The sequence below is a fragment of the Psychrobacillus psychrodurans genome, from assembly GCF_050209195.1.
GTDB lineage: Bacteria > Bacillota > Bacilli > Bacillales_A > Planococcaceae > Psychrobacillus > Psychrobacillus psychrodurans.
The window spans coordinates 1,319,535-1,341,361 of sequence record NZ_CP189791.1 but is presented as its reverse complement, the minus strand read 5'-3'; the positions used below and the strand labels follow the sequence as shown (position 1 = coordinate 1,341,361).

The window sequence follows — 21,827 nt, the reverse complement described above, 5'->3', positions numbered from 1 at the left end:
CAAACACCTTATAAAATAGTGGATGGATCCAGATCAATTGTTAAAATGATTCCTTTTTTTATCCACTCGGTTCGGTATATTTTGATTAATTGTTGGAGTTTTTCCACTAATATTGGTTCTTTTTTGTATTTTATCAAACATTGGTATCGATATCTATTTTGTATTTTACTGATTGCACTAGAAGTTGGTCCTATTACCATTGTGGTGGAAGATAAATTCGTTCGGAGCCAGTCAGTCGCTAGTTTTGCATATTCGGCCGCTAACAGGACATTTTCATGTGTAACCTGAACAAGTGTTAAATAGTAGAAAGGAGGGTATTCGAACTGTTTTCGCACCAACATTTCTTTATGATAAAAAGGCTCATATAATTGTGATTTTGAATATTCAATTGCATAATGCTCTGGAGTATACGTTTGGATGTACACCTGTCCTTCTTTGTCATGTCGGCCAGCTCGTCCACTTACTTGTGTCATTAGTTGAAACGTTTTTTCTGCTGCTCTAAAATCAGCTAAGTGCAAAGTTGTATCTGCATTTAACACTCCAACCAGCGTAATATTTGGGAAATCCAATCCCTTGGCGATCATTTGAGTTCCAAGTAAAATATCCGCTTCTCCATCTCCAAATTGTTTTAAAATTCGTTCATGTGAACCTTTCGTTTTAGTCGTATCTACATCCATTCGTAGAACTCTTGCATAAGGGAATAATTTAGTTATCTCCTCTTCGACTTTCTGGGTACCCGTTCCGAAAAAGCGAATATGCTCACTTGAACATTCTGGACATTGCTTCGGCACTGGTTCTTCATGTCCACAATAATGACATTTTAACTGCTCCCCCTCTCGGTGATAGGTAAGCGAAATATCACAATTGTCGCATTCAACTACAGTTCCACAATCTCGACATAAAACAAAGGAGGAAAATCCTCTTTTGTTTAAAAATAAAACGATTTGTTCATTCTTCTCTAACTTTTCTCTGACAGCATCTGCTAGCCCTACACTGAACATAGAACGATTTCCGTTTTTTAACTCAGCACGCATGTCCACTATATTTACAATCGGCAATGACTGTTCCTTTGCACGCATATTCAAAGTCAATAAAGTGTAGACATCTTTAGTAGCACGAGCATACGATTCAAGTGAAGGAGTAGCACTACCTAAAATGACTGGGCAGTTATGAAATTCGCTTCTCCAAATTGCTACATCTCTAGCATGATACCTCGGTGTATCTTCCTGTTTATAGGTAGACTCATGCTCTTCATCTAAAATGATTAAGCCAAGATTTTTAAAAGGAGCAAATATTGCAGATCTTGCTCCAACAACAACCTTTACCTCTCCACGCCAAATTTTACGCCACTCATCAAACTTTTCGCCAGCTGACAATCCACTATGCATCACAGCTACTTGATCATCAAAACGCAATTTAAATCTTCTAGTCATTTGTGGAGTCAATGATATTTCAGGCACAAGCATAATGGCTTGTTTGCCTTCATTGATTGACCTTTCAATAGCATTCAAATATATCTCTGTTTTACCGCTACCAGTAATACCGTGTAACAGAAAAGTAGTATTCTGATCATTATCCTGCGCATCATTAATCTTTTGAAGTGCTTCTTGCTGTTCATTCGTCAATTTAAATCTTCGATCTTGGTCATTGTATTCTAAGCTGTTTATCTCGCGGTATATTTCTTTATTTTCCTTTTCTAAAATTCCTTTGTCGATTAAAGCTTTAACCGTATGATTATTAGTTTTTGCAAATTTTTTAAGTTCTTCCATTGTAAACGAAGGTTGCTTTTGCATTAATAACCATTCAATTAATTCTTTTTGTTTAACAGCATTTTTGGGAAGTTCATTAAGTTGCGTATGAACTAATTCCAAGTCCTCCACTATACGATACTTAGCGATTGTTTTCACTTTTGCATTTTGTTTAATCACAGTTTCTAACCGAAAATTTCCTTGATTCAAATATTTTTTCATCAATCGTAATAAACCAGCTTTTTCAAATACTTCATAAGCAATAGTTTCTTTTGCACCAAATAATGCCAAAGATTCTATATCTACTCCATCTGGATCTACAAGCATAATTTCTTTTTTATATGTGGCACGAAGAGCAGCTGGCAACATGACTTGCAGTGCGTCTATTTCATAGCATAATGTTTTATGGGTCATCCATTTCGAAAGTTGTAATAATTCTTCAGTAATTACGGGCTCCACGTCGATTATTGAAATAATCTCTTTTAACTTAGAAACATCTAAAGCAGAATGTCCTTTAATATTCGTTATAAATCCTTGTACCTTTCTATTTCCGAAAGGAACATGAACTCTGCTCCCGCGTTCTATAACCGTTTCTAAATTTTCAGGAACTATATAGTCAAAAGGCCGATCAATAGGATAAGCTGAGACATCTACAATAACTTCTACTATCATTTAGAATCATCTTTTTCCAAATGAATAATTGTTTCCATTAATTGCATCGCAAGCTCTTTTTTGCTTTGATTTGGAAACTGCCGCTCTATATTTTTACCAACTAACGTAACAGTATTTGTTTCTGTTCCAAATCCTGAATCCTCTTCAGTCACATCATTTGCAATGATATAATCCGCGTTTTTCTTCACTAATTTACTTTTTGCATAATGGATAACATCGTTCGTTTCCGCTGCAAAGCCTATTAACAATTGGTTTTTTTTTCGTTTACCTAGTTCCAAAAGAATATCTGTAGTTCTTTCTAATACAAGAGCTGAATCACCTGCTTGCTTTTTCATCTTTTGAGAATATACCTCTTTTGGCTTATAATCAGCGACTGCAGCTGTTTTTATGACCATGGAAGCTGTGTCAAAATGAAGTAATACAGCATCTAACATTTCTTTTGCACTTTCCACGGAAACTAGTGTTACATTTGCTGGGGGAACTAAACTGACTGGACCAGAAATCAATATAGTTTCTGCACCAAGACTTGCTGCAGCCTCAGCCATAGCGTATCCCATTTTCCCACTAGAGAAATTAGTCAAAAATCGTACAGGGTCTATTCTCTCTCTAGTTGGACCTGCTGTTACGACAACTTTTGTTCCTTTTAAAGGTAGTTCTTTCGGTACAAAATACATTCCTACCAACTTTACTATTTTTTCCGGTTCTTCTAATCGACCTTTTCCTACATATCCACATGCTAAAAAACCTTCAGAAGGTTCGATAAACTGATAACCATCACTTGAAAGTTGGGCAATATTACGTATAACTGCAGCATTTTCATACATATGTACATTCATCGCAGGTGCTATCCATACATCCGAAGTTGTTGCTAGTATTGTTGTAGTTACCATATCATCCGCAATACCATTTGCTAATTTGCCGATTACATTGGCAGTTGCAGGAGCTACAATTACTAAATCTGCCCAATCCGCTAAATCGATATGTGCAATAACGCTAGAATCTTTTTCATCAAAAGTATCAAAATACACATCATTTCTAGACATAGCCTGAAAGCTTAATGGCTGAACAAATTCCATTGCTGATTTTGTCATCATTACTTTTACATTTGCCCCTGCTTGTGTCAATTTACTAACCAATGCTACTGCTTTGTATACAGCAATTCCACCGGTAACACAAACAAGAATTTTTTTAGAAGTTAACATCATGAATTCTCCCCTCTAAACAACAACCTCCCAAAGAACCGTACATTCTTTGGGAGGTTGCAGTTAATCCGCAGCTTGTTAAGACATCTACTACGTATTGTTAAATATTATACTTCGTCTTCGTAAACTACAGAATCACTAGATGATTGTATAGTTAGTTCACCAGCTGCAACTTCTTCTAACGCTCTCCCAACTTGCTTATGAGATACATATGAAGTTAGACGTTCGCCGCCTTCTTCTTGTAACTGTCTAGCTCGCTTGGAAGCAACACTCACTAAAGAATATTTTGAATCGATTTGGGTTTTTAATGAATCTACTGATGGATATAACATTTAAAATTCTCCTTCCAGCATAGCTGAATATCTTTTTTCTACACGTTCACGTCGACAATGTTCGGCTACTACTATCGCATTTATTTTCGCACATGCTTTAGCCACTTCATCGTTTTCTACCACATAATCATATAAATGCATCATTTCAAGCTCTTGCCTTGCAGCTTTAATTCTTGAACTAATGACATCCTCCGTTTCCGTCCCTCTACCTATAAGTCTTTGCTCAAGCTCAGAGAGGCTTGGCGGTGCAAGGAAAATAAAAAGAGCCTCCGGAGCTTTTTCGCGAACAAGAGCAGCTCCCTGAACTTCTATTTCTAAAAATACATCTCGTCCAGAATCTAATGTTGCGTTTACATAGTCAATAGGTGTCCCATAGTAGTTTCCAACATAGGATGCATATTCTAACAATTTACCTTGTTCGATCAGTTGTTCAAATTCTTCTTTTTGCTTAAAGAAATAATCTACTCCATCTACTTCACCTTCACGAGGGCTTCTCGTAGTCATGGATATAGAATACTCATAGTTTGTACCTGGCTCTGAAAATAATTCTTTTCGGACTGTCCCTTTACCTACTCCAGACGGACCTGATAAAACGATCAATATACCTTTTTCTCTTCGCATAACGTCTCCTTCAAATACAGTCATACTACGTCGACTTCTTCCAATTACATACTTAACTGATTATAACACAAGTACAGTGGAAAATGATAAGATATATTAGAAAAGCGCAAGCGCCTATGAAAGAACCGACACCGCTCTTTTGCTACGAGCTTTGCGCAGGAGTAAACGAACTTCCTTTCTGCGACGAGCTTTGCACAGGAGCAAACGAACTTCCTTTCTGCGACGAGCTTCGCGCAGGAGCAAACGAACTTCCTTTCTGCGACGAGCTTCGCGCAGGAGCAAGTGCTGGAAGGATTTCACATAAAAGCGTTCTTTACCTTAGCTGAAAACCTGAGACAGTATTGAAAAGCATAGGACGCCTTTTTACTTTTACTTTAGGTACTGGTTACTAAATACAAAATAATGTTTTGAAAGAGGAATACTTATGGCTTTTGATGGTTTATTTACAATTTCAATGACAACTGAATTACAGCAGCTCGTTACAGGTCGTATTTCTAAAATACACCAACCAAATGCACAGGAATTATTAATGCACATAAGGGCTCAAGGTAAAAATTATAAACTTTTGTTCTCCGTTCATTCATCCTATTCACGTGTACAAATTACACAAGAAACAATTGATAATCCCGCCCAACCACCACTTTTTTGTATGGTTTTAAGAAAGCATTTGGAAGGTGGAATTATTACTGGTATTTACCAACATGAAAGCGATCGAATTATTATTTTCCAAATACAGAGTAAAAACGAGATTGGTGATGATATTTCACGTGAAATTCATATGGAAATCATGGGACGGCACAGCAATTTACTTTTAGTTGACCCTTCTCGTAATCTTATTTTGGAAAGTATAAAGCATCTATCTCCATCCATGAATAGTTATCGTACTATTTTGCCTGGTCAACCATATATTGCACCACCATCTCAAAATAAGTTGAATCCACTGGAGATTTCAGAAGAATTAGAAGGAGTACTGCAATCGGGCAACGATCCTAAAGAAATTATGGACCAAATTTCTGGGTTTTCTCCACTACATGCAAAAGAATTAGTATATAGATTCCAAAATTCTAAAGATAGAGTGAAAACCTATAAAGAATTTATAGATGAGATTAAACAGGGTGGCTCTAATAAACAAATTGTAGAAGTAAATGGGAAAACCTTCTATTCTCCCAATGCATTAACACATTTAGATGGCAACAAATTTAATGAGGAAAGTCTAGGCAATTTACTGGATCGTGTTTATTTCGCAAAAGCAGAGCGAGACCGTGTGAAGCAACAGGCTGGAGATTTGGAACGATGGCTTCAAAACGAACTAAACAAATTAAAGTTAAAAATGAAAAAACTCCAAAAAGATTTCGAGCAAGCTGAAAACTTAGATACGTATCAGCTATTCGGCGAACTGTTAATGGCAAACGCATACGCGATTGAAAAAGGATTAAAAGAAGTAGAGCTTGTCAATTATTATGATGAAAATGAAAAGACTGTTCTTATTCCATTAGATATTCGGAAAACAGCTACACAAAATGCACAGAGGTACTATAGCCGTTATACAAAAGCAAAAACTGCATTACTTAAAATTGAACAGCAATTTGAAATTACAAAAGAGGATATAGAATACTTCGAGTTACTGCTCCAGCAAGTTATGCAAGCTTCTCCAACCGATATTGAAGAAATTCGGGAAGAACTTATGGAGCAGGGTTTATTAAAAGCAAGGGCATCGAAAAAGAAGAAAAAACCAACGAAACCGATACCAGAAAAATTTATTGCCTCCGATGGCACAGAAATTTCAGTTGGCAAAAACAACAAACAAAATGATTTTGTAACATTTAAATTAGCTAGGAAAACCGATACATGGCTTCATACAAAGGATATCCCTGGATCTCATGTAGTAATACATTCTGATAATCCTTCAGAAACTGCATTATTAGAGGCGGCAAATCTTGCTGCTTATTTTAGCAAAGCTCGTGAATCAGCTTCAGTTCCGGTGGATTATACTGTGATTAAACAAGTGAAAAAACCTAACGGATCAAAACCTGGGTTTGTTATTTATTTTGAGCAGACGACATTGTTTGTAACACCGGATGAAGAGAAAATTAGAAATATGAAAAAGTAGAAATTTCTTAGAAAATTGACGTATTTAATTAGATGATATATTTGTTATAAGGAACAATCGATAGGTCAGATGGAAGTAGCTCCCTTACTTCTATCTGACCTGCTCTTTCTTTATATACACTAATTTTAATGCTTTTCGTATACTTATAATTCCTTTACCAAGTAATTTTGTGTTCTCTACAATCTCAATAATAACTACTTCTAACAAAGCAAAACTGAATACAACAAGAAGTACAATAAAAGCAATTTTATCGAAAATGCTATCGAAGGGATTAGGGGAATTAGAAATATAATTTAGTCTAATATAAAAAAAGATCACTCCTGAACCCAAGGAAAACACTGGTATATATCTTATAAATCTTTTAGATATCTTTATCCCCAAATAAAAAGTAATACAAGCAATTAGACAAATTAAACTAAAACAAATAAGTAAAGCAAATTTCAAACTCATTGAGCACCTCTTTCATACTAACTAAAATTTGGATTATTATTCTTCAAATAATCTCTACTCTACTCTATTCTATTCTGAAAATTGTATAGATAACACTTCATCATAGAGAAACTAAACTAGTGCATGATCCGAATTCTTGTAAGTGCATTAACTTCCCTATTTCAAATAAAAGTTTACCCAATTCAGGAAAAATTTATGCTGTATTTGAGGATTTAGAAGCATGCCATTACAGTTGAAGAGAGAAGTAGCTTAACAATAATTTTTCTAGTGAATCTGCCATTTAACCATAAAAAATAACCCATCATTGTGTGAGTTGGAACTCTGATGGGTTATTCCTATAAAACAGTCAATTAATTTGAGTGAGTCACTATAAAGGGTATTCCTAAAACCATTTATTTACCACTTAGGTTAATGAAACGTATAATTTTTTCACTTGACCTTGTTTCCCACAATCTTTTTATTCACTCGATAAAGGAGGAACCATAAAAAGAATGTACAGATAGCACTTTCAAATATACTAATAATCAAGACAAACAAAATTGAACCAAAGTCTTCTAATTCGTTGAAATGATATAGTTGAAACTTCCAATTAAAAAAAACATTATTTATGGCAATTAATAGTAAGACGATTGGAAAAACAATCCGAAAAAAATTAGTATATTCTTTTGGCAGGATTAATCTCATCTTTTCACCCTCTCACAACTCCAAAACCTTCTTTAAAAGTGAATATTTGATTAAAGGCTACTACTACTACTACTACTACTACTACTACTACTACTACTACTACTACTACTACTACTACTACTACTACTAATAATAATCTTCCATTCTACTGAACACTAAAACTACTACCTAATACATCACGTACTTCATGGACGACAACAAATGCCTGCTCATCTACGCTACTAACAGTTTGCTTTAATTGGACTAATTCCTGTTGGTTGATGACAATATAAAGGACTTCCTTTTGATCCTGGCTATAGCCGCCACGACCTTCAAGAATTGTTACTCCTCGAGACATTTTAGATAATATAAATTGGCGAATTTCTTCGGAACGTTCCGAAATGATTGTCACAGCTGTTCGGCTATTTAGTCCTTCAATTACATAATCAATTACTTTAGAACCTAAAAATACAGCAACAAGTGTGTACATCGCTTTTTCCTGACCAATGATGAATACCGAGCCAGCAATAACGACAATATCAATGATAAGGACGCCCTTACCCAGACTCCATCCTAAATATTGATTGGCTAAACGAGCTAAAATAGCGGATCCCCCAGAAGTTCCTCCAGCTCTGAACATTAAACCTAGACCAAGACCAACAAATACCCCTGAGAACAATGCGGCAAGCAATGTGTCACCATTCAATTGATGTCCTACATCTTCTGTGATAAATAGAAATAAGGAGGAAAAAATAATTCCAAGTACTGTATATATCATTGTCTTTCTATCAAAAAACTTATAACCAATCACTAAAAGAATAGCATTGATAATAAGGTTCACAACACCTGGTGACCATTCGAATAAATAATAAGTAATAACAGTTATCCCAATAACCCCACCCTCAGATAACCGATATGGGATTGCAAAATAGTTAATACCGACTGCGAACAATAAGGACCCAATTATAATTAAGAATATTTCTTTAGTACGTTGTTGTGCCATGTTATGTAATTCCTCCTACCAATAACCAAGCAAAAACTCTACATATGTAGTTTACTGTCAGTCTTCAGACTCCCATTTCTTTGCGTGTTTTTCGATTATTTCAATTAATTTATTCATAGCTGGCGTTAGCCACTTATCTTTGTGATATGCAAGTTGGGTAGTTACGAACTCATCGCTATGCACCCAAGGAAGTGCGACTAAACTGCCCCGCTCCAATTCCTCTCTCACCGTCATCAAAGGTAAATAGGATAAACCTAGCCCACACTTCACCGATTGTTTGATTGCTTCAATATTCCAAAAGGCAATGCGTGAACAACCAACACCATCGTCTTTAATCCATCTCTCCAACAAGTCACGGTAACTTCCTGCCTCCGTCAGAAGCAATACTTCATCTTCCAAATCATTTGGAGTGATTACCGCTTTACCACATAAACGATGGCCTGCAGGGGCAATCATTACCAGCGTCTCTTTCACTAAATCCCTCGTTATAATATCTGAACCTAATTTTTCAGGATTTGTAAATAGAGCCAAGTCAAACTTTCCGGATTTTAACTCATTGTTAAGCTCCTGACTTTCAGAAGGTTGCAAAATAAGCTGGACTTTTGGATACATCCTTTTAAATTCATACAGTATGGTCGGTAATCTATATACCATTAAAGATTCATTTGCTCCGATTAATACTGTACCAGAAGGCTCATTATTTAATTTGGATGAATCGACCGCTTCTTGATAAAGTTTTAAGATTTCATTGGCATATGTAGCTAGATGTGTACCCGCATCCGTTAAAACTACTGTTTTTCCTAATCGATCAAAAAGGCGGTTCCCTACAGCCTCTTCCAATGCTCTAACATGATTCGTAACAGTTGACTGCGTATAACCCAATTGCTCACCAGCTCTAGTAAATCCACCGCAATCAGCAACAACCAAAAAGGTTTTTAAATTGCGAAGTTCCATAGTCATTCCCCCATATGAATAATATTCCTCATATTGTATAGGAATCCTTTCTAAAAGACGATAATTTACCGCCAAATGCAATTATAGTACCTATCTAGATATTAAGGAAATGAATTATTTTAATTAAAATCATTTAAAATTTTAGGGTTAATAGTTACTACAAGAAAAACTATGCTGCTACCAACAACTTTTTAATGAAATACCAATAGTGTAAAATCTCATTTTTCGTAAAGACTACCTTATGAAGGAGTGAAGACAAAATGGCAAATAAAAATAAAATATTAGTACCTTCTGCACGTAAGGAACTAGATAAATTGAAGGTTCGAGTAATGAAAGAACAAGGTTATGAGGTAAAAAGTAATAATCCAGACGATGTAAAATACGAAATTGCAGATGAATTAAGTATTCCCTTAAATAACGCATATAACGGTAAACTTACTTCAGAACAGGCAGGAAAAATTGGGGGCCCAATTGGAGGGAGTATGGTAAAAGAAATGGTTAGAATGGCACAAGAACAAATGCTTAAGAAATAAATTCTTTTCCCCACAGAAATAATATCGTATAAAAATGGAATGTATGGGGATTATAAGGGCTGAAATGGATCAGTATAAATATCTGTTTCTTAATTTTACTACTTATTTCTTTGTATTATTTCCCAAGCAATAATGAAATGAATATTAGGAGGTCATGACATGGCATTTAACCAACAAAATCTTAATCCAGGAACTGCATTCTTCCGACTCATGGTAGGTTCAGTAATGACCACTTATGGTACCCTACGCCTTTTACGTGAACCAAAAAGTAGAAGTGGAAAGATGCTTGTCCTTTTTGGGTCTATGAAAGCAGCTGAAGGAGCAACAAAATTTTGTCCAACTAAAGCGTTAGGAACTATTATGGAAAATCTAGCAAGTGAAAATGCAAATCAAGGTGCACAAGCTAATGCTAATAATATGATGGCAAACGGAACTCAATCTGGACAATATGCTTCAGGTGGCAATGCTGGACAAAAAAGTGGAAACATCATGCAAATGGTTGGAAATATTGCACAAAAATTAACAAGCACATCTTCGTCTCAAACTGCTTCTGGCTCACCAAGTATGGGAAGTAGCCAAAATAGTAGCAGTGTTGGACAAAATTCTATGGGGACCAATGCACAAACAATCGGAAGCATTGCTCAAACTGTCGCACCACAGGTTAGTCAAATGGTCAAAGACGTAGCAGGTATGACCAACTCAAAAAATGCCTCTGGAACAAGTGGGACAGGCAATATGAAACCAAATACAAATGGGAACACAAACAAGAAAGATGCTATTACAACTGGGAGCAATACTAAATCAGCCTCTAGTTCAACTATTAAGCAATCTGCTTCTCAAAAATCAGATACAAAACCGCAGCTAGATGGAACTGCGAAGAATACAAACCTAGATTCAACCATCATTGACGCAGTATCCAAATCTGGTCAAAAAAACATTTCTACTCCAAATATTCTTCAATAAAAGAAGCCGAAGAATAGGAGCATTAATCTCAAGATTTATTTGTAATAAAGATGCATTACAATAAAAAACGTGTTGCGTAGCAAATGTTTACTTAATAAATACGCAGCACGTTTTTTAGTTAACATTACTGATTTACACCATACTACTCTTTAAAGAACAATTGACGCTTTGGTCTTTCCAGAGGTGTAATATTCATAATGAAATAACCGACTATTAAAATCAGTATAACTAGTGAATAGATTAATGTATCAATCGGGTGATCATGCTCGACAATAATTAGCCTAATCATGGCAGTAATTCCTACATATAAAAAATACCTAAGTGGAAAATGATAGTCTTCCTTAAAATATTTAACAATCATTGTAATGAATTCAAAATATAAAAAGAAAATGAGGATATTTGCAAGGAATTGCTTGTAATCACTGGACCCAACAGTTATCAAAATTTTAAAGAATACAGTTAACTCTTTAATAAGTAAAAATGATAAAATTAGCGCTAACAATATTAGACAGAAATTCAGAAACATTTGCAACATCTTTGGGATAATTGATAAAACTATAGAAAATTCTTTTTTTAATAACTTTTCCATTTAAAATCCCCCATTCCAAATTATAAATACAAATTCATCTGCTTTTATTCTTATCCTTTCTATTTAGCGTGGAATCCCCAAATAGAGCTTTCAATTATTTGGTGATATCATTTAGAGAATAATAAACTGGAAAACGCTTCCAAGTCTATAATTTTATTTGAAAATAAAAAATATTTTAATAAAGCATAAAAAGTACCCACCGTTAAAATAAATACGGTGGGCGCTTTTTATGTATTCTTCACTAATCTTCCATTTCTTGCTCTAGTCTTTTCACAAATTCTTCTGCAGCACTATATCCTTGCTGCTTTAGATACCAATTATTTGCGGCAGCTTCAATAAGACCTGCTACATCACGACCTGGTTGTAACTGAATTTGAATATGAGGTATCTGAACGCCCATATAATCTATAAACTTAGTTTCCAATTCTAACTCATTATTCAATGTATTGCTTTCCCATTTAGTTAACTCAATATCTAATGCTATACGTGTTTCCTCTTGAAATGCTGTACGACCATACAGACGGACTACGTTTAATAATCCAATACTTCGCAAAGCCAAGAATTCTTTGTTTTTTTCATTATGAGATCCCAAAAGCGTCTGTGGACTTAGCTTTTTTAAAACGACAATATCATCTGCAACTAATCTATGACCGCGTCCAATCAATGTATGAGCTGTTTCACTTTTACCTACACCTGATTTACCACGTAACAATATCCCCATTCCGGACACATTCACACAAACACCATGTATCGAAATCTCTGGTGCCATAGCTTTAACAACGAATGCATCAAGTTTTGCACTTACTTCGCTAGTGGAATCAAATGTGCGCAGTAATGGTATTTCATTTTCAACACAATATTGTATTAATCCTGGTGGCTCCTCTTGATTAGATGTAATTATTATACAGGGCGGATCGTATTTAATAATATTGCCTATTCGTAATTTACATTCTTCTTCTTGGAGTGTATGTAAGTAGCTTATTTCATTTTTACCTAAAATTTGAACATGTTCCGTTGCTATAAAATCAAATTTATCCATAAACTCCAACCCTGGACGTCGAACTTTTGTTTTCTTTAATACCCGATGGCATTGATCGTGACCAGATAAAACTTCCAAAGAAAATCTATTCACAAGATCTGTCACCATTAAATTCTTCATATCTTACACTCGTCCTCTCAATAACAAGTTCCATATTAAATCTTAAGTTATATGGTCCCGTCCGTTTAAATTAAACGGAATCCAATATCGCTAACTCATAATATAACAAATACCAAAGCAAATAGCACATATGGAAATAAATAAATTAATCTCGGTACCTATTTTAATCGTGTGTCCAGGTATACGTTTCTCTATAAGAAAACGATCTCCTTTTGTTAGGGAGATCGTTTTACTATAAGTTATTTCAACAAGCCTTGTTTTAAATCATTATGCCATTTAGAAAGCATTGGAATATCCTCTTCTCCAATTATTCCTGCTTCTTTTGCAGCAGATGTTAACGCATCATAGTGTGTTAAGCTGACAAAAGATATACCTGCTTCTTTAAATACTTGTTCAGCTTTAGGTAGTCCATAAGTAAATATACTAACTACACCTAGTACTTCTATACCCTCTTTTTGAAGAGCTTCAACTGCAACTAGACTGCTTCCACCTGTGGAGATTAAGTCTTCTATCACTACTACTTTTTGCCCTGCGATTACTTTACCTTCAATTTGATTGCCACGGCCATGTTCTTTTGCTTTTGACCGGACATACATCATCGGCAGCTCCATTAAATCACTTACCCATGCAGCATGTGGAATACCTGCAGTTGCCGTACCTGCTACTGCTTCTGTTCCTGGGAAGTTTTTCTCGATTGCTTCTACTAATCCTTGTGCAATTTCTTTTCTAATAGTAGGCGAAGACATTGTAATTCTGTTATCACAGTAGATTGGAGATTTGATACCAGAAGCCCATGTGAACTGGTCGTTAGGTTTTAATGCAACTGCACCAACATTAAGAAGTGCCTTGGCAATTTTGTTTTCTAAGCTCATGCATTTTCCTCCCACATTTTCAAAATAGTTTCATATACTTGTACTGGGTTTTTCGCTTTTGTAATCGCTCGTCCTACGACAATATGAGAGGAGCCAAGGATTCGTGCATTTGTAGGAGTTGCTACGCGGACCTGATCGTGAGCTTCACCTTCTTCTAAACGAATACCTGGAGTAACTCTTAAAAATTCATGACCACATGCAGCTTTAATTTTCCTTGCTTCCAAAACAGAGCAAACGACTCCATCTAGCACTGCTGTTTTAGCTAGCTCCGCATAATGAACAACCGATGCATCAATCGTCGTTTTAATCAGTTGTTCCTGTTGCATTTGAGGTTCAGACGTTGAAGTTAGCTGAGTTACAGCAATAATTGAGGGTCTTTTGCTGCCAGTTGTGGTACCAGCCTCTAATCCTTCACGTGCAGCAATCATCATAGCCGCTCCCCCAGCTGCATGCACATTGACTAAATCTGCACCTAAACGAGCTAGTCCTTTCATAGCTTGGCCAACTGTATGTGGAATATCATGTAATTTCAGATCAAGAAAGACATCATGACCCATTTCTTTCAGACGATAAACAATGGAAGGTCCCTCTTGCAAATAAAGCTCCATACCTACTTTTACAAATAACGATTGATCAAAGGGTGTTAGAAATTGATATGCATCACTTGCATTTGCAAAGTCTAATGCGATAATAGGGCTATTTTTCATAGTCGTTGACTCCTTCCCACTAAATCATTTACTGTCTCATAACCTAGTTCATCTAATTTAGCTGGAAGCTGTTCGATTAACATTGGACAAACAAATGGATCTACAAAATTTGCTGTCCCTACTGCTACCGCGCTCGCACCAACAGATAAGAAGTCAATCACATCATCAATTGTTGTAATTCCACCCATTCCGATAATAGGAATAGACACTCGTTTCGCTACATCATAAATCATACGAAGTGCCACTGGCTTAATAGCCGGACCTGATAATCCACCTGTTACGTTTGCAATTACTGGACGACCAGTTATAGTGTCTAAGCGCATGCCAAGTAATGTATTAATCATTGTAATACCATCAGCTCCACCTGCTTCTACCGCTTTTGCAATCTCTCCAATATCAGTTACATTTGGAGATAGCTTCACGTATACAGGAACAGATGATACTGCTTTTACCGCCTTCGTTAACTCTTCTGCAATAAGGGGGTCTGTTCCAAATGTAATACCACCTTGTTTGACATTTGGACAAGAGATATTTAGTTCAAGTGCGTGCACATTTGGCGCCTTTGAAATCGCTTCTGCAACAGTGACATAATCTTCAGTTGTATAGCCAGCTACATTTGCAATAATTGGTACTTCGTATTGTTCAAGCCATGTGAGTTCATTTTCCATCACTTTAGTTAATCCTGGGTTTTGTAGACCAATTGCATTTAACATTCCAGCTGGGGTTTCTGCCACGCGTGGTGTTGGATTACCTAATCTCGTTTCTGGTGTTGTTGCCTTAATCATAATGGCACCTAACTTAGACAAATCGTATAATTTTGCATATTCCTTTCCAAACCCAAAACAACCAGATGCCGGCATGATTGGGTTTTTCAAAGAAAGACCTGGTAATTGGGTAGCTAATCTATTCATACTTGAACCACTCCTGACGGGAACACTGGACCATCTGAACAAACCTTCACATAATCAGCATCTATTTTCTCAGTTGTATCACAAACACATGCAAAGCATGCACCAATTCCACAACCCATTCGTTGTTCAAAAGATAAGTACCCTTCTTTTTCTGGGTACATTTTTTCTAATGCTGCAAGCATCGGTGTGGGACCACAGCTATAGTAAACCGCAAAATCATCTTTTAGTGTTTCTAATACATTTGTTACAAATCCTGCAGAGCCATAACTACCATCCGCGGTTACGATATGGGTATCTCCAAGTTCAATAAATTGCTTTTCATAAAAAACAACGGATTCCGATTGAAACCCTAACACATGGATAGGTTGTACACCTTTTTCCACAAGTCTTTTGGATAATTCATACAAAGGTGGAACACCAATACCGCCACCTACCAGTAAAGCCTTTTGACCAGCTTCTATTTTATCAATTGGAAAACCATTTCCAAGAGGTCCAAGTACATCGACTTGGTCCCCTTGTTTTTTTTCAGATAGAAGTGAAGTTCCTCTTCCATCTGCTCGGTAAATCATCGTAAATTCTAATGTTTCTTTATTTATAGTTGAAATACTTATTGGTCTTCTTAGCAAAGGTTCCATTTGATCAGACACTCGTAGATGGACAAATTGACCTGGTTGTTTCATATCCAGTACAAGAGGTCCAGTCAATGTGAGTTCAAAAATGTTCGTCGCAATGGATCTTTGGTGTACGACTTCCATTTGCTCCTGTCTAATCATGCTTTAGCCTCCTGATGTTTCATAGTCTCCGTAGAGAATGTCATCGATTCAATAACACGTAGCATCGCTTCTGCAGTATCTAATGAAGTTAAACAAGGAATACCATTTTCTACAGACTCTCTACGAATACGGAATCCATCACGTTCAGGCTGCATGCCTTTTGTCAAAGTGTTAATGATAAATTGCGCTTCCCCTTTTTGAATTACATCTAATAATGTAGTTCCTTTTGAACCGATTTTATCTACAATATCTACTGGAATTCCTGCATTTTTTATTGCTTTTGCAGTGCCTTGTGTTGCCATAATGCGGAACCCTATTGCATAAAATCTTTTCGCAATTTCTGTACCCTCTTCTTTATCTTTATCCGATATAGTCATTAGTACCGTGCCGTGGTCTTTGATTTCCATACTAGCTGCTGCTAATCCTTTATATAACGCTTTTTCAAGTGTAATATCTTTCCCCATAACCTCTCCAGTAGATTTCATTTCAGGTCCAAGCGTAATATCTACACGACGAAGTTTTGCAAAACTGAATACTGGAACTTTGACATACACTCCAGGGCTATTTGGGGCAAGTCCCGGTGAATATCCTTGATCGATAATCGTTTGACCTAAGATTGCTTTTGTAGCAATATTTGCCATTGGGATAGATGTGATTTTACTCAAGAATGGTACTGTTCTACTTGAACGTGGATTTACTTCAATTACGTAAACCTCATCCTTAGAAATGACATATTGAATATTCATCAATCCAACAATTTTCAAACCTTTAGCAAGTCTTGTTGTGTAATCTACCAGTGTATCAATCTGTTGTTGAGAAAGTTTTTGTGGCGGATACACAGCAATTGAGTCACCAGAGTGAACTCCTGCACGTTCAATATGTTCCATAATTCCTGGTATTAATACATTTTCTCCGTCACAAATTGCATCTACTTCAATTTCTGTTCCAGTTAAGTAACGGTCTATTAATACTGGTTTTTCAGGGCTTGCTTCCACTGCGTGCTCCATATAATGTTTGATCTCATCTTCGCTATATACAATTTGCATTGCACGACCACCAAGTACATAAGAAGGTCTGACTAATACAGGGTACCCTATCTCATTGGCAATGCTTGTAGCTTCTTCTACAGAGACTGCAGTTTTACCTAGTGGCTGAGGAATTTCTATTTCATGTAGAGCCGCTTCAAACTTGTTGCGGTTCTCAGCACGGTCAATGTCTTCTAACGTTGTACCTAGAATTTTAACTCCTCTTTCTTCAAGCCCAGCAGCTAAGTTAATCGCTGTTTGTCCCCCGAATTGTACAACTACACCTTTCGGCTGCTCTAAGTCAACGATATGCATGACATCTTCTAATGTTAGTGGTTCAAAATATAACTTATCTGAGATGGAGAAGTCAGTTGAAACTGTTTCAGGGTTATTATTTATAATAATTGCCTCGTAACCTGCTTCTTTAATAGCCCAGACAGAATGTACAGTAGCATAGTCAAACTCAACACCTTGACCGATACGAATCGGACCTGACCCTAGTACAATTACGCTTTCCTTTTCTGAACGAATGGATTCATTTTCCTCTTCGTATGTTCCGTAGAAGTATGGTGTTTCTGACTCAAACTCCCCTGCACACGTATCGACCATTTTGTATACTGGTACAATTCCATTTTCTTTTTTAAAGTTATATACTTCTAATTCAGTCACATTCCAATATTTCGCAATAGTTTTATCTGCAAAGCCCATGCGTTTTGCTTTATAAAGTACGTCTTGGTTGAACGGATTTTTTTGAATAATTTCTTCATATTTCACGATATTTTGAAGTTTGTTTAGGAAAAATAGATCAATTTGGCTCCATTCATGAATAGTTTCAACAGTTACTCCACGGCGAAGTGCTTCTCCTATGAAGAATAATCTCTCATCTCCTGCACGACGAATACGTTTTTCCATCCAGGCATCTGTTATGGATTCGCTATTTTTCATTTCGATATGGAAATGACCCGTTTCTAGTGAACGAATTGACTTAAGTATTGCTTCCTCAAATGTGCGTCCTAGGGACATTACTTCCCCAGTAGCTTTCATTTGTGTTCCAAGATTACGTTTAGCCGATTCGAATTTATCGAATGGCCATCTTGGAATTTTCGCTACAATATAATCCAATGCAGGCTCGAAGCAAGCGTATGTTTTTTGAGTAACTGGATTCATCATCTCATCCAGTGTAAGACCTACTGCGATTTTAGCTGCAAGTTTTGCGATTGGATAACCAGTTGCTTTTGAAGCCAGTGCAGAAGAACGGCTAACTCTTGGGTTAACTTCGATAATATAATAATTGAAGCTATGCGGATCAAGTGCTAATTGAACATTACATCCACCTTCAATTTTAAGTGCACGAATTATTTTAAGAGATACATTTCGAAGCATTTGGTTTTCACGGTCAGACAATGTTTGTGTTGGAGCAACTACGATTGAATCCCCTGTATGAATTCCAACAGCATCGAAGTTTTCCATATTGCATACGACAATGGCGTTATCGGCAGAATCACGCATTACCTCGTACTCTATCTCTTTATATCCAGCAATCGATTTTTCAAGTAAACATTGAGTTACAGGGCTGTATTTTAAACCACTTGTCACAATTTCAGCTAAATCGGCGTCATTGTAACAAATACCTCCGCCTGTACCACCCATTGTAAATGCTGGACGAACGATAACTGGGTAACCAATTCGCTCGACGAATACTTTCGCTTCTTCAAGATTATGGATAATATCACTATCTGGAACTGGTTCATTTAATTCATTCATCAATGAACGGAATAGATCTCGGTCTTCTGCTTTATGAATCGCCTCTAGTTTTGTACCTAGTATCTCGATTCCTAGTTCATCTAAAATTCCAGATTCATCGAGTTCAATTGCCATATTCAAACCAGTTTGCCCACCAAGTGTAGGTAATATTGCATCAGGACGCTCTTTACGAATGATTTTACTAACAAATGGTAATGTAAGAGGTTCAATATAAACTTTATCTGCGATTTCTGTATCCGTCATAATAGTTGCAGGGTTGGAATTCACAAGAATAACACTATAGCCTTCTTCTCTAAGTGAAATACAAGCTTGTGTACCTGCGTAGTCGAATTCAGCTGCTTGACCGATAACAATTGGACCGGAACCTATTACTAGTATTGTTTTTATATCTTTACGTTTAGGCATGTGAATTCTCCTTTTTGCTTTCTGTATTCATTAATTTGATAAACTCGTCAAATAGATGTTTTGAATCTTCTGGTCCTGATGATCCTTCTGGGTGGAACTGAACACAAAATACCGGGAACTTAGTATGTCTTACCCCTTCTACTGTGCCGTCATTTAAAGCTATATGTGTAATTTCCAAATCAGTTTGTGCAATGGAATCTGCATCAATTGCATAACCATGGTTTTGCGAAGTTAACTCTGTTCTACCAGTTCTTATATCTTTTACTGGGTGATTTCCTCCGCGATGACCAAATTTCAATTTGAAGGATTTAGCACCACTTGCCAGTGAAATAAGTTGATGTCCGAGACATACTCCGAAAATCGGTACTTTTCCGATAATTCCTTTTACCATTTCAATTGCTTCTGGAATATCAGTTGGATCTCCAGGTCCATTAGATAGCATGACACCATCCGGGTACATACCTAGAATTTCAGTTGCTGAAGTGTTATATGGGACTACAATAATATCGCAATCACGTTTGTTTAGTTCTCTTAATATGCCATGTTTCATACCAAAGTCCACCAGTACCACTCTTTTTCCACGTCCAGGACTTGGGTATGGTCGAGTTATTGAAACTTGTTCTACTAAATTTTTAGGAAGTTCAGTTGCTTGAAGTTCTTGTACTATTTGTTCCACATTCACCTCTTCGTCTGCATTGGTAAGTCTTCCTTTTAATGAACCGTGCATACGAATAATACGTGTTAGCTTTCTTGTATCAATTCCTTCAATTCCGGGAACGTTTTTAGCATTTAAAAATTCACTTATAGTAGCAGTATTTCTGAAGTTCGATGGTTGTTCAGCAAGCTCTCTAATAACAACTCCAGAAAGTCCTATTTCTATAGCTTCAAAATCATCTGGATTTATACCATAGTTACCAACCATAGGATACGTAAACGTTAATATTTGCCCACAGTTAGAAGGATCTGAAATGGATTCCTGATAGCCTGTCATTGCAGTTGTAAAAATTACTTCACCAATTGTTCCTGCATCACTTCCAAATGCATTTCCCTTAAATACCGTACCGTCTTCTAATATTAAGTATCTTGTTTTCATGCTTGTTCCTCCTGCCATACGATTTCTCCGTTATACATTGTAAGTTGTGGCCAACCATTGCAGGCCCATCCGTTAAACGGTGTATTCTTTCCTTTGGATACAAAAGCTTCTTTAACAATCTCTTGTTCTTTTTCTAAATCCAATAAAACTAAATCGGCTGGAGCACCTACTTCAAGCTTTCCAAACTCAAATCCAAATACTTGTGCTGGTTTGATAGTTAGGTATTCCAATAGCTGCTTGAGTGTCCAATCACCTGTTTTAACAAAGTGAGTATATAATAATGGGAATGCTGTTTCTAAACCGACAATTCCGAAAGGAGCTTTCTCAAATCCAAATGACTTTTCTTCCTCAGTATGAGGAGCATGATCTGTTGCGATAAAATCTAAGGTTCCATCTACCAGTCCTTCACGCAGTGCCATCATATCTTCTTTCGCTCTAAGTGGAGGGTTCATCTTCCATGCTGCGTCATTTGATGGAATATCGTCCTCACATAGTAATAAATGATGCGGGCTTACTTCTGCTGTAACCTGAATACCAGCTTTTTTAGCGTCTCTAATCACTCGAACTGATTCTTTCGTACTCACATGACATACATGATAGTGAGCACCTGCTGCTTCTGCGAGTAAAATGTCTCGCGCTATATGTACTGATTCAGAAACAGAAGGTATACCTTTTAAACCAAGTTCTTCGCTGCGTTTCCCTTTATGCATCACGCCACCGTAGATAAGCGTGTTATCTTCACAGTGAGCGACAATCGGGATATTGAATTTTGCTGCTTCCTCCATTGCTTCTAGCATTGTTCCAGCTTCCTGTACACCAACACCATCATCTGTTAAAGCAAAAGCTCCAAGATTTTTTAAAGCTTCGATATCTGTTCTTTCTTTGCCCGCTTGTCGAATTGTTATGGAACCATACGGTAATACGCGTACAAGTGCATTTTTCTCTACTAAATCTAATACATGTGAGAAATTTTCTGCACTGTCAGGTACGGGTCTTGTATTTGGCATAGCGCAAATGGTTGTATAACCACCTTTTGCTGCTGCTTTCGTTCCTGTTTCAATCGTTTCTTTATGCTCTCCCCCTGGTTCACGTAAATGAACATGTACATCAATAAAGCCAGGTGAAAGTAATTGTCCCTTACCATCTATTAGTTGTGCACCATTTGATGTGATACTCGCTCCGATTGCTTCAATTCTTCCATCTTGAACTAAAATAGCAGTTGTTTCTAGATTTCCTTCATTGTTAACTATTTGAACGTTTTGAATAATTTTTGTCATG

The 21,827-nt window shown here is 36.6% G+C and carries 18 protein-coding genes; 3 read left to right on the top strand and 15 right to left on the bottom strand.

Features of this window, described 5'->3' with window-relative positions; genetic code table 11:
* Window positions 1-8: 8 nt before the first annotated feature.
* The 4 genes from priA to gmk all read right to left on the bottom strand — a co-directional run bounded on the left by priA (window position 9) and on the right by gmk (window position 4,575).
* The gene (priA, locus tag ACQCPR_RS06220; protein ID WP_427138517.1) at window positions 9-2,420 is read right to left on the bottom strand and encodes a primosomal protein N'; all 2,412 of its coding nucleotides are present in this window, start codon (window positions 2,418-2,420) and stop codon (window positions 9-11) included.
* Window positions 2,417-3,622 carry a bifunctional phosphopantothenoylcysteine decarboxylase/phosphopantothenate--cysteine ligase CoaBC gene (gene coaBC, locus ACQCPR_RS06215; RefSeq protein WP_427138914.1) on the bottom strand — a complete coding sequence of 402 codons (1,206 nt, stop codon included), beginning with the start codon at window positions 3,620-3,622 and terminating at the stop codon, window positions 2,417-2,419. The genes priA and coaBC overlap by 4 nt, the downstream gene beginning before the upstream one ends.
* Before the next feature lie 107 nt (window positions 3,623-3,729).
* Complete coding sequence (gene rpoZ / locus ACQCPR_RS06210; protein ID WP_093494426.1) at window positions 3,730-3,954, bottom strand: DNA-directed RNA polymerase subunit omega; 225 nt, start codon at window positions 3,952-3,954, stop codon at window positions 3,730-3,732.
* Complete coding sequence (gmk, locus tag ACQCPR_RS06205; RefSeq protein ID WP_090563572.1) at window positions 3,955-4,575, bottom strand: guanylate kinase; 621 nt, start codon at window positions 4,573-4,575, stop codon at window positions 3,955-3,957. It lies immediately after the preceding gene.
* A 424-nt stretch (window positions 4,576-4,999) separates the two neighbouring features.
* Between gmk and ACQCPR_RS06200 the strand changes: the two genes are divergently transcribed.
* Window positions 5,000-6,685 carry an Rqc2 family fibronectin-binding protein gene (locus ACQCPR_RS06200; RefSeq protein ID WP_427138516.1) on the top strand — a complete coding sequence of 562 codons (1,686 nt, stop codon included), beginning with the start codon at window positions 5,000-5,002 and terminating at the stop codon, window positions 6,683-6,685.
* A 1,279-nt stretch (window positions 6,686-7,964) separates the two neighbouring features.
* Here ACQCPR_RS06200 and ACQCPR_RS06195 read toward each other — a convergent pair.
* Window positions 7,965-8,801 (bottom strand): YitT family protein, encoded by an 837-nt coding sequence (locus tag ACQCPR_RS06195; protein WP_090562730.1) that lies wholly within the window; start codon window positions 8,799-8,801, stop codon window positions 7,965-7,967.
* A gap of 57 nt (window positions 8,802-8,858) precedes the next feature.
* Window positions 8,859-9,755 (bottom strand): LysR family transcriptional regulator, encoded by an 897-nt coding sequence (locus ACQCPR_RS06190; protein WP_427138515.1) that lies wholly within the window; start codon window positions 9,753-9,755, stop codon window positions 8,859-8,861.
* A gap of 260 nt (window positions 9,756-10,015) precedes the next feature.
* Here ACQCPR_RS06190 and ACQCPR_RS06185 point away from each other — a divergent pair, with 260 nt between their 5' ends.
* Complete coding sequence (locus tag ACQCPR_RS06185) at window positions 10,016-10,288, top strand: small, acid-soluble spore protein, alpha/beta type (RefSeq protein WP_427138514.1); 273 nt, start codon at window positions 10,016-10,018, stop codon at window positions 10,286-10,288.
* 159 nt (window positions 10,289-10,447) lie between these two features.
* Window positions 10,448-11,251, top strand: a complete 804-nt coding sequence (locus tag ACQCPR_RS06180) for a YgaP family membrane protein (protein WP_427138513.1) — start codon at window positions 10,448-10,450, stop codon at window positions 11,249-11,251.
* Window positions 11,252-11,393: 142 nt separating this feature from the next.
* On the opposite strand, the gene psiE is transcribed toward ACQCPR_RS06180, so the two are convergent.
* From psiE to ACQCPR_RS06135, 9 genes are all read right to left on the bottom strand, one after another.
* Complete coding sequence (gene psiE, locus ACQCPR_RS06175) at window positions 11,394-11,840, bottom strand: phosphate-starvation-inducible protein PsiE (RefSeq protein ID WP_427138512.1); 447 nt, start codon at window positions 11,838-11,840, stop codon at window positions 11,394-11,396.
* 241 nt (window positions 11,841-12,081) lie between these two features.
* Window positions 12,082-12,999, bottom strand: coding sequence for an HPr(Ser) kinase/phosphatase (gene hprK, locus ACQCPR_RS06170; RefSeq protein WP_090562745.1), 918 nt, complete (start codon window positions 12,997-12,999; stop codon window positions 12,082-12,084).
* A gap of 239 nt (window positions 13,000-13,238) precedes the next feature.
* Window positions 13,239-13,871 (bottom strand): orotate phosphoribosyltransferase, encoded by a 633-nt coding sequence (pyrE, locus tag ACQCPR_RS06165; protein ID WP_427138511.1) that lies wholly within the window; start codon window positions 13,869-13,871, stop codon window positions 13,239-13,241.
* A complete protein-coding gene (gene pyrF / locus ACQCPR_RS06160) occupies window positions 13,868-14,578 on the bottom strand; it encodes an orotidine-5'-phosphate decarboxylase (protein ID WP_427138510.1) in 711 nt (236 codons plus the stop codon). Before pyrF ends, pyrE begins: the two co-directional genes overlap by 4 nt.
* The gene (locus ACQCPR_RS06155) at window positions 14,575-15,489 is read right to left on the bottom strand and encodes a dihydroorotate dehydrogenase (protein WP_427138509.1); all 915 of its coding nucleotides are present in this window, start codon (window positions 15,487-15,489) and stop codon (window positions 14,575-14,577) included. Before ACQCPR_RS06155 ends, pyrF begins: the two co-directional genes overlap by 4 nt.
* Window positions 15,486-16,262, bottom strand: coding sequence for a dihydroorotate dehydrogenase electron transfer subunit (locus ACQCPR_RS06150; protein WP_090562758.1), 777 nt, complete (start codon window positions 16,260-16,262; stop codon window positions 15,486-15,488). Before ACQCPR_RS06150 ends, ACQCPR_RS06155 begins: the two co-directional genes overlap by 4 nt.
* Window positions 16,259-19,456, bottom strand: coding sequence for a carbamoyl-phosphate synthase large subunit (gene carB, locus ACQCPR_RS06145; protein ID WP_427138508.1), 3,198 nt, complete (start codon window positions 19,454-19,456; stop codon window positions 16,259-16,261). The genes ACQCPR_RS06150 and carB overlap by 4 nt, the downstream gene beginning before the upstream one ends.
* The gene (gene carA / locus ACQCPR_RS06140) at window positions 19,449-20,549 is read right to left on the bottom strand and encodes a glutamine-hydrolyzing carbamoyl-phosphate synthase small subunit (RefSeq protein ID WP_427138507.1); all 1,101 of its coding nucleotides are present in this window, start codon (window positions 20,547-20,549) and stop codon (window positions 19,449-19,451) included. The genes carB and carA overlap by 8 nt, the downstream gene beginning before the upstream one ends.
* A complete protein-coding gene (locus ACQCPR_RS06135; RefSeq protein WP_090562768.1) occupies window positions 20,546-21,826 on the bottom strand; it encodes a dihydroorotase in 1,281 nt (426 codons plus the stop codon). The genes carA and ACQCPR_RS06135 overlap by 4 nt, the downstream gene beginning before the upstream one ends.
* Between the last annotated feature and the right edge of the window lies 1 nt (window position 21,827).